Source organism: Ruegeria sp. AB8, assembly GCF_056542605.1.
Map to the genome: position 1 here is coordinate 1 of NZ_JBQGAB010000127.1, position 583 is coordinate 583.

Annotated in this window: 1 protein-coding gene; it reads right to left on the reverse strand. The window is 58.1% G+C overall.

What is annotated here, in order from left to right; translation table 11 throughout:
- A partial coding sequence (locus tag ACR0CG_RS24135; RefSeq protein ID WP_480528058.1) for a substrate-binding domain-containing protein occupies positions 1-561 on the reverse strand: 561 nt, incomplete at its 3' end.
- Between the last annotated feature and the right edge of the window lie 22 nt (positions 562-583).

A 583-nucleotide genomic window follows, 5' to 3' on the forward strand; every position in this document is an offset into this window, starting at 1 on the left:
GTCGTCGAAACCTTTTTTGCGGTCATTTGCAGGTGAAGAACCAGTCGTGCCCTCCAACTGGACGATGACGCCATTGTCGCCGTCGAAATTCTCCATCAGCCACTGTGCGGCCCGGTTGCCCTGATCAATAAAATCCGACCCAAGGAACGCCACAAAATGCTCGCCCGGCTTGGCAACGGCCGGATCAACCGAGCGGTCCACCAAAAAGGTCGGGATTCCCGCTGCACGGGCCTTCATAACGGCTGGGATCAACGGCTTTTCTTCCCGCGGGGGCAGGAACAGAACGTCGATGCCTTGGGCGATCATGCTGTCCACATCCGCAACCTGCTTGGCCGCAGATCCGGCCGCATCCGTCGCGATCAGATCCCAGCCACAGGCCTCGGCTGTGTCATGGAAAGATTTCGTTTCGGCAATGCGCCACGGGTTGTTCGATTCCATCTGCGCAAAGCCGACCTTGTAGCGATCCTTCTGCTCAAGCGGTGGCAGATCCTGCGCGATCACCGTGGTGCCCAACAGCGCACCCGCGACAACCGTCGAGATCAAAAGAGTTCTGCGTTTCATGGTTATTCCTCCTCCATTGGTG